Here is an 8,100-nt window from a genome sequence, read left to right as displayed (position 1 = left end):
ACGAGATCGTCGTACGACGGACGACGCTTCGACAGGCCCACGAACAGACCAACGATCCGATCAGCGGCAGGTCACACGACCTGCTGAGCAGTCACTCGACGAGAATGAGCTGAGTTCGCGGGAGCAGCCTTGATCGTTGATTGCCCTTCTCCGGGGGACGCCAAGGTGGACGACTGGCGCTGAGCGTCGACGGAATCTGCCGCGACGGCGCGCAATTCTTGATCCAAGGCCTGCTCCTCGATCCCGTCGAAGAGCACGAACGGCGCGAGCCGCAACAGCCTCTTTAGAAAGTCACGCAGGGTATCGCGTTCGTTCAGCCCGGTCAGATCGAGGTCTTGCCACACACGGAGGATGGCGCGAACCATGTGAGGACTTCCGCCGAGCGCGGCCCGGCGGGCGTAGATCTGATCGAACGCGGCTTCGCCGAGAATCCTGAGGGCGCCGTACGGTTCCGGGTCGTCGGAAGACCGCACGAGTTGGGCCCGCCACCAAAGTCGTCCGAAGACATGCCGGGTGAGGTCTGTGCCCAGAACACGGTCCTTGGGCGGCTGGGGGTAGCGCCAGAAGGCGACATCCGGGAGTAGGACGAGTGCCAGAAAGGCCCAGACGTCTCGGGAGGCGGCCTCTGCAGGCACCATGCCCATCTCGGCGTGCAGCAGAGCAGCGAGCCGAAGGTCGAAGTCGGCATTGCGGGCGCGATCGGAGTCGTCGGGGAATCCTGCATCTTTGGCCAGATCGACGACGCCTGCGCGTAGTTCTTTGAGCTGCGCTGCGGAAACTCGGTCACCACCTGTAGCCACGTACACCGCTGAATCGTGCGAGACGGCCATCTTGCCTGCCAGTTCCGCAGCAGACAGGTGTCTGTACTCCTCGAAGAGCGGTTTCGCCTGCTCGGCCAGCAAGCGGGGGTAGAGGAAGCTCATCAGGACACCTCGAAGATCTTGACCGCCGCCTGCAGATCCGAGGCGAACAGAGCCGGTGACTGCCGTTGGCGCAGACGGATGTCGGTGATCGGCTGTCCTGGAAAGAGCTGGTCGAACAGGCTCAACATGGTGGCGCCCAACGAGCCCTCGGGAAAGTCGGAGTCCTCGACGAAGTCGTCGTTGTTCAGCGCGTGTTCGACCATGACCCGGGCAGCGTCCGCGTACACGGCGGAGAGCACGATCCGATCCACGGGGCGTGGTTTGCCTGCATTCTCGAACGCGGTGGCGGTGACCGTATTCCTCTCGTTGACGAGAAGGAGCAGGGAGCCCATCGTTGCGCTCTCCAGGCTTCCACTGATCTGCAGGTGCCAGGCTGCGTGGTCGGGGAAGGAGGTCCGGGCGAAGTCGATCACGGCCATGGGGAACTGTGGAGCGTCACCCTGGAGACGCAGGAACTTGCGGTCACTCCACAACACGGAGCCTGCTCTGCGAGGAGACGAGGGGCGTGCATCCGTCCGGCGCTCGGCCAGTACGAGTGCGGTGTCGAGCATGAGCAGCCCGCCCAGATCTGCGCCCCGCAGCCGGAACTCAAGCGCAACGACACTCGTGCCACCGTCGGTCAGCCGCATATGTTGAGCCGGCCCACTCAGATTGGATCCGGTGGCTGTCCATACGGCCGCCAGTGTGAGTGCCGCATCGGTCGGGAGACCGGATTGCGCCCGTGCCCGGTCCAGGTCGACGCGGACCGTCCTGCGAAGATGCAGGTCCATCTGGTAGTCCCAGTCAGGAAGAGCCTCGGGCAGGGCAATCTCACCGTCCTGGGTCACGAGCAACCACGCCTCTGTGTCGACAACGTCCTCGGACGGGACGCGATATGGAAGAACACGCCGGGTCACGGGGTCTTCACCGCCTCGACCCTGATGCCGATTTCGGTCATGGTGTCGGGGGCCGGCCGCACAAGAGCGCGCCAGACGGATTCACTGCCCTCGATCACGTGTGGCTCTGACGCGTACAGGCGACCGGTGTCGTCCTCCCAACCGATGAGCTCAGGCATGCTTGCCCCGATGGGTGGGTCCGTCTCACGTCCGCCGGTACCGGGTAGAGTCACCGCAAGGTCGATCCGGACTTGCTGCGGCCCAGACACGGGCAGTCGGAACTCCTGGACGAGTACGGAGGCGTCGTCGCGATCGGCGTAGTAGGGCTCGCCGAGGTACTGCACTCGCGGACGCCGGCGTGGCGTGCTTGTTCCCTCCGTTCCGGGTACCTCGGTGAACGACTCCGTGCCGGTGCCGAATCCGTTCGAGTCGGCCAGTTCGTCGACGGTGGGTCGATCCGTAGCGGACGGCGTGGGGACGGGGCGGCCCGCGGTTGAGCGTGGCGTTCTTTCCCCCAAGTCGTCCAATCTCGAGGCGCGTGTGGTGGTGCTGCCGGGCTTGGCGTACGCCGTAGCTCCACCAATGCCCCAGGCGCCACCCACGAGCCCGGAGAAAAGTGAACTTGCCGCGCCCAGGGCGATGTTGCTGGCCCCGGTGCGAGTAACGCCACCGAGGGAGAGCAGAGTATCCAGAGCTTCGTTGATGCGCCGGAACGTGGTGTGCACGAACGTGCTCTCGGGCCGTAGCAGCGACTGCGGATTCCAGGCGTCGTGCGTGGGCGGTTCGGCCTTGGCGTAGATCTCGTCCATCGCTTCGTCGGCTCGAAAGACCCCGGCGTATCCCTGATTCACGCTCGGAGGCTTCGGCCCAGGCTGGTACGTGACGACGAGCTCCGCCGGTCGCATCAGACACACATGATGGACGACGTCCTCGATGTCGAGCATGCGTGAGGCGCGCGTCGGCTCCAACGGCGGCATGATCCGTTTCACGAGGCCGAGACGCCCGAGATACTGCTTGGGCTTCATGCAGTGCAGGGCGCTGCCGTCCGGGCCGGTCATCGCCTCGTAGGCGTCGACGAACATATTGAGAGGACGGGTCTCCCGCGGGTCCGGCACGGAGTGCTCGACTCCGTCACAGGCCACGGCGAACCTCATGGCAGGCAAGTTGCCGTCGACGGAAATCATCTTTGGCCACAGATGCCAGGTGATCGTCTCTGCCAAGTAGTCAGCTGCGTCCGGCGGCGAGAGTTCGTCCAGGTTCGGGTCGATGACGACGACGGTGGTTCCAGTCTCCTCGGGGCCGAAAGGCCTGAGCCCCAGCCGCTGAGCCGTGGTCTCCGCTTCCCGTCCGACGAGGGGCTCGACGACCTCTCCCGATGTGTCGCCCCACCAATGCCGACCGGTGTAGCGGCGACCCCCTCCGGTCTCGTCGGCCACGTAGCTCTTCCAGAGCGTGCAGCCGATGAGCCGTGTCTCATGGCCTCCCTGTGCGGTGCGGCAGCGTGAGTGCACAAGCACGGTTCCGGACTTGGACAGCAGATAGAAGATGCCCTTGCCGAAGCCGTAAGTGCCCCCACCGAGCTCGGTGTCGCGCGGTTCACCGATGTTGCGGATGAAAGAGACGAAGTCTCGGTCGGGGCCTACTGCGTCGTCTGCGCGAGTGGGTCCTCCAAGCCCTCGTGTACCGCGATCGGAGACAGCCAAGACCTGGACCGGTCCGCGCTTCAGTGCGTCACTCAAAGGAAAGTCACCCGCACGGGTGGGCGCGCCGTTGAGTAGAAGTTCTCGCCATGCGCCGGTGTGGGCCGGACCGACCGTCCATATGTCGATGCGGTAGTCCACGGGCGAGGAGGACTGCGCGCTGCGAGCGTCCCAGCTGTTCTGGGCGGATTCACGTACGAGGATGGTGAGCAGGTCGAGTTCGGGACGCCCGAGCTGGTTGCGGATTCCCTCGGCGGCGCTCGCGCCTTCCGGGGGATAGGGCTGTGAGAACCAGCGGGGCTCTGTCATGCAGACTCCTGGATCATGCTCGCGATCAGTTGGGGTATTTGGGCGGACGGGATGGGGACAGGGGTCTCCCCGGACACGTCGATGGTGTACTCGACGTCCAGGATCGAAATGGGTACTCCGGCCTTGACGAGTTCCTGCGATGTCAGTCCGGGAAAGTCGGGGTCAACCTGGTACCACCGCTCTTCGCTGATCAAGAAGCGCATGTCGTGATAGCGGCCGGAGTCCGTAGGGCGATAGCCGACCGCTGCGAGTAGATCGAGCAGTGCTGCTTCGTCGTCACAGAGCCGAAGCGTCTGCTCGACCAAATCTGTGAACGCGATACCTGCGCCGTTTCGGGAGGTGCGTTGCAGGCGGAACCAAGCCAGACAGAGGGTCCCGTCCGCCGGTGCTTCAAGTTGGTCCAGCCCGTGGATCCGCGGCCTTCGCCCTTCGCCGGCCGTGGTGGCCTTCACTTCGACGGCGGTGGCACCTGTGGTGAAGTCGTGCCGATGCCCTTCGGGGCCGTGCCAGAGCCGGTGGGCGCTCGGGTCTTTCTCCAGGAGCCGACCGAGCACTATCAATTCGCCGAAGAGCCCCGCAACTTGTTCAGGACCCAGCGGCGCGCCTTGTGCCTGGAAAAGAGCCTTCCATCGATCGAGAACACGGTAGAGAGCTTTGACTGGGTTGTCGGGCACTTCTTCGACTGCGCCCAGGATGTCGACGCAAAGCTCCGTGAACAGATCATCGAGGTCGGTGCGCAGACAGGAGAGATCGGCGTAGGTCTGGTAGGTCTCTTCGTCCTCCAGAGCCCTCTTGACCAAGCGGAGCACGGGTCCGTCCAAGCCTGGGCGGACCTTGCGGTGTGCATGAACCGGGACCAGGACATGGCGATGCCCATTGTGATCGACGGCCACTGCGAGTGGCCCGCCAGGGCCAGTGACGGGCAATTGCGAGACTCTCAGGCTGCGTTCACCCCTGGTCCGCTCGGCGTTGAGAGCGGTCCACCGCTCCTCTATGAGCTTGCGAAGCGCACCCTCGTTCATGCTTCCTCGCTGTCGAGAGCGCTGAAGTCCTCGTCCTCGATTCGTACGTTGGACAGGTCGGCGGAGATGTAGTTCTCCACAGTGCTGTCTGTGTCCCACGGCTCTGGGAAGACCAAGCCGACGCCGATCACGTGATCGTCGGCGTTCAGAGGCGCACGCAGCTTCTTCGACGGGCTTGGCTCGGACACCTTGTCGATCGGGTAGAGCACCAGCAGGCCCGTGTCCGGCAGCTTCTTGCGGCGCATGTCCATGATGCCCTTTTCGGTCAGCTTTCCGGTGTCGCCGTCCAGATCCACTGCGGCGTCGCGACGGCTCATGAGCGTCTTGATGTCCGCGAAGTCCGGATCGGGGTTGCTGACGGCGAGACGGGCGCGAGAATTACGCCCGACAGCCACGTTGGGGGCGAAGGTGAAGTCGTGCCCCTTGCCCCTGGGATTGCCGACGATCGCGACGTTCCATCGCCTCAGCGAGCCAGCAGCCGAGACTCGCTTCCGGATGTATCCGACGATCAGGTCGGCGTCGTTCTCCGGGGACTTCTCGTGAAACTTGTAGGCCTCCAGAAAGTTGATCACCACGTCGTGCGGCACGTCACGGAAGACATACCGGCCCTCTGACGCGCGGTCCTCCAGCCTCACGGCGTTGACAACAGAGGAAGCCACCAATTTGCGCGCGGCGTCGATGTTCCCCCTCAGCCAGTCCGAGTTGGTGTGGAAGTAGTGAGTTTGGACGCGCTTACCGCCATAGGACGCAGCCGCTCTGACGGCACCACGCATCTTGGCGGCTGCAGTCACCCGCAAGGCAGGGTGCGTACGCAGACGTACAGCGAAGGTGAGAGGCGTCTCGTCCTCGGTCATGTAGATGTCGATGTCGCGGCGCATCTCTGTCTCGACAGTTGCCAGATGACGGAACCATTCGGCCAACTCGTCGGTCATCCAGATACGAGGCAAGTCGGCGTAACCGCCCCGGAAGCCGAACCAGCGTCCCATCTGCAGCAGAGTGTCGTAAGCGGAGACGGCGCGGACGAAGTAGCTGACGGAAAGACCTTCGAGCGTAAGACCTCGTGAGAGGGTGTTGCCACCCACGGCTATCGCCACGACCGGCCCGTTTTCGTAGTCGAGACGGTCTTCGCTGCTGGAGTTGTCCATGATGACGCGGCAGTTGTCGAGAACTCGCGGTAGTTCGGGCATCAGATCCTCGAACGGCACCTTTGTTTCACCGAAGTCCTCGGCGGGCACACGAGCGGTTTCCTCGTCCCAGAGGTCACGCAGACGGGAGAGGAACTTGGGGTCTGCCAGGGAACGCGCCGACCGGTCGCGCAGATGCTTCAGCGGCCTTCCGAAGCTGTTGTGCACAGAGGTGTTGACGCTGGTGTGAATCAGCATCGTGCTGTGCGGGTTGCCGGTGCCGCGTACGTACCTGGCGGCGGTGACCAGCCAGAAGTACTCGATTGCCCTGCGCAGGGTGTCGGTGATGACGGGTTCGAAGCCTTCCACGTCGGCTTTCGTCGCAGGGCGCACGCACGGTACGTCCTCGTCGGGCACCGACCTGATCATGTCGTAGCCGTCGTCGACCTGATCCGGGTCTTCGCCGTCGAGTGCGTAGCGGCCAAAAAGGACCTCGGTACCGAAGTGCCCCTGCGGCTTGGGCAGATTGACCACGAAGTGCTCGGGATAGAGGTCCTTGGCGCTGGGATCGATCAGCAGGTTCGCGAAGGGCGAGGCCGTGTAGCCGACGTACGCGCACTTCGGCAGCGAGCTCATGATGTCGAGGATGAGCGGGTTGATCGATTTCGTTGCCACGGTGGCCTGGTCGGCCTCGTCGTCGATGATCAGCGCGGGACAGTCCTCAAGATAATCGGACGCCTTTTCGAGCCAGCGGGCGAGCTTGCGCAGCACTGTCGCGTTCTTCTTCACCACGCAAAGCACGTGGGTCTTGTTGCTCTTTCCGAAGTAGGAGGCCGGGTTCTCCTGCGGTGTGAAGTCCTTGTCGAGCCCCGTGAGTTGGGACCACATTGAGGGGTTCGGCTCGACGAGCTGCTGCACGAGGCGGGCCTGTGTCTGGCGGCGAAGTCCGTTGTGGATGCCTGCGAGGACGATGAACAACTTGTAGCCGCGGTCGGCGGCCTTGGCCATGACAGAGGTGAAGTTGGTCGTCTTTCCGGACTGCACATAGCCGACGACGAGACCTCGGGTGGAGAACTCCTTCTCCTTGGGATGGTTCAGCAGCGAGACGACGCGAGTGGATGAGTCGTCGAGACTGCTGATCGCGGGCTCCTGAGGCCAGCCGTCCTTGCGAAGCAGATCGACGACCGCCGGCCAGCACTTGTCCTTCGGCTGGGGGCCTGTGTACCAGGTGTCGCGGTTGTCGACGACCACGGCGTGCGGTTCATCCATCTCCCGTATGCGTATGGTCCCCTGCTCATGTCGCTCACGAATCCGTTCGACGTTCTCCGGGCTGACGCCGAGCTGCTCCAGCCGCTTGACCGCCTCTGAAGGGGTGAACAAGTCCAAGAGAGCCTTGAACGTTTCATACATACCGTCGAATTCGTCGGACATGAGGGTCGACCGTTCCCCGTTCCTGCTCGCTGGGGCCGGCCGCCCACAGGTCCTGCCCGACTCTGTGGATGGCTCCGTGAACGGCACAGGTGTGTGGGCGAGCGTCGGCCCGCCACTGTCATATGACTTCTACACACTATTGGGCGAGTTAGTCACGGATACAGGAAACCGGAGCAGTGATTGCCCGTCGCGCCGAGGAGATTTCGTAGCTTGCCGACGCAGTAGCTGCTCCAGGCGCCTCAAGTGGGGGCCCTGAGCAGTCGGAACAGATGCCTGTGTCCTGATTTATGTATGTCCGGGGGTGGGCCGCCGAGATGCGACAGCGCGTGCGATTTGGCGCGCGACCTCCTCGGCGGACTCGTGCTCCCAGAACCTCAGGACGGTCCAGCCCGCAGCACGTAGATGATCTGTCGTCTCGCGGTCACGAGCCATGTTCTTGTCGAGCTTGGCACGCCACCACTCCGCGTTCGCCTTGGGGTGGGTCGCGTGCTGCGGACACCCGTGCCAGAAACAACCGTCCAAGAAGATCGCGATCTTAACCTTGCCGAAGACGATGTCGATCGTGCGACGCGGTGCACCGGGCACGGGCACGTTCACCCGGTAACGCAGACCCGCCGCGTGCAAGAGCCGTCGAACAGCAATCTCAGGGGCCGTGTCGCGCGAGCCTTGTCGGCTCATGCGGGCGGAGACAGCAGCAGAGGACGGAACAGCATCAG

General features: G+C 63.7%; 6 protein-coding genes. All 6 read right to left on the bottom strand.

Features of this window, described 5'->3' with window-relative positions; genetic code table 11:
- Nucleotides 1–71: 71 nt before the first annotated feature.
- Complete coding sequence (locus AB0N07_RS03180; protein WP_365831501.1) at nucleotides 72–923, bottom strand: DUF6339 family protein; 852 nt, start codon at nucleotides 921–923, stop codon at nucleotides 72–74.
- Nucleotides 923–1,750, bottom strand: coding sequence for a hypothetical protein (locus AB0N07_RS03175; RefSeq protein WP_365831499.1), 828 nt, complete (start codon nucleotides 1,748–1,750; stop codon nucleotides 923–925). Before AB0N07_RS03175 ends, AB0N07_RS03180 begins: the two co-directional genes overlap by 1 nt.
- A 65-nt stretch (nucleotides 1,751–1,815) precedes the next feature.
- Nucleotides 1,816–3,639 carry a hypothetical protein gene (locus AB0N07_RS03170; RefSeq protein WP_365831497.1) on the bottom strand — a complete coding sequence of 608 codons (1,824 nt, stop codon included), beginning with the start codon at nucleotides 3,637–3,639 and terminating at the stop codon, nucleotides 1,816–1,818.
- A 164-nt stretch (nucleotides 3,640–3,803) separates the two neighbouring features.
- Nucleotides 3,804–4,829, bottom strand: a complete 1,026-nt coding sequence (locus AB0N07_RS03165) for a PD-(D/E)XK motif protein (RefSeq protein WP_365831495.1) — start codon at nucleotides 4,827–4,829, stop codon at nucleotides 3,804–3,806.
- Nucleotides 4,826–7,384 carry a Z1 domain-containing protein gene (locus AB0N07_RS03160; protein WP_365831493.1) on the bottom strand — a complete coding sequence of 853 codons (2,559 nt, stop codon included), beginning with the start codon at nucleotides 7,382–7,384 and terminating at the stop codon, nucleotides 4,826–4,828. Before AB0N07_RS03160 ends, AB0N07_RS03165 begins: the two co-directional genes overlap by 4 nt.
- A gap of 285 nt (nucleotides 7,385–7,669) precedes the next feature.
- Nucleotides 7,670–8,062 carry a very short patch repair endonuclease gene (locus AB0N07_RS03155; RefSeq protein ID WP_365831525.1) on the bottom strand — a complete coding sequence of 131 codons (393 nt, stop codon included), beginning with the start codon at nucleotides 8,060–8,062 and terminating at the stop codon, nucleotides 7,670–7,672.
- Between the last annotated feature and the right edge of the window lie 38 nt (nucleotides 8,063–8,100).

The organism is Streptomyces sp. NPDC051172 (assembly GCF_040682555.1).
Lineage (GTDB): Bacteria > Actinomycetota > Actinomycetes > Streptomycetales > Streptomycetaceae > Streptomyces.
This window is presented reverse-complemented; position numbering and strand designations above follow the sequence as displayed.

What these genes read in the sequence shown, in the direction of transcription:
- AB0N07_RS03180 (WP_365831501.1), bottom strand. Translation starts at nt 923, where the DNA reads ATGAGCTTCCTCTACCCCCGCTTGCTGGCCGAGCAGGCGAAACCGCTC.
- AB0N07_RS03160 (WP_365831493.1), bottom strand. Translation starts at nt 7,384, where the DNA reads ATGTCCGACGAATTCGACGGTATGTATGAAACGTTCAAGGCTCTCTTG.
- AB0N07_RS03155 (WP_365831525.1), bottom strand. Translation starts at nt 8,062, where the DNA reads ATGAGCCGACAAGGCTCGCGCGACACGGCCCCTGAGATTGCTGTTCGA.
- AB0N07_RS03165 (WP_365831495.1), bottom strand. Translation starts at nt 4,829, where the DNA reads ATGAACGAGGGTGCGCTTCGCAAGCTCATAGAGGAGCGGTGGACCGCT.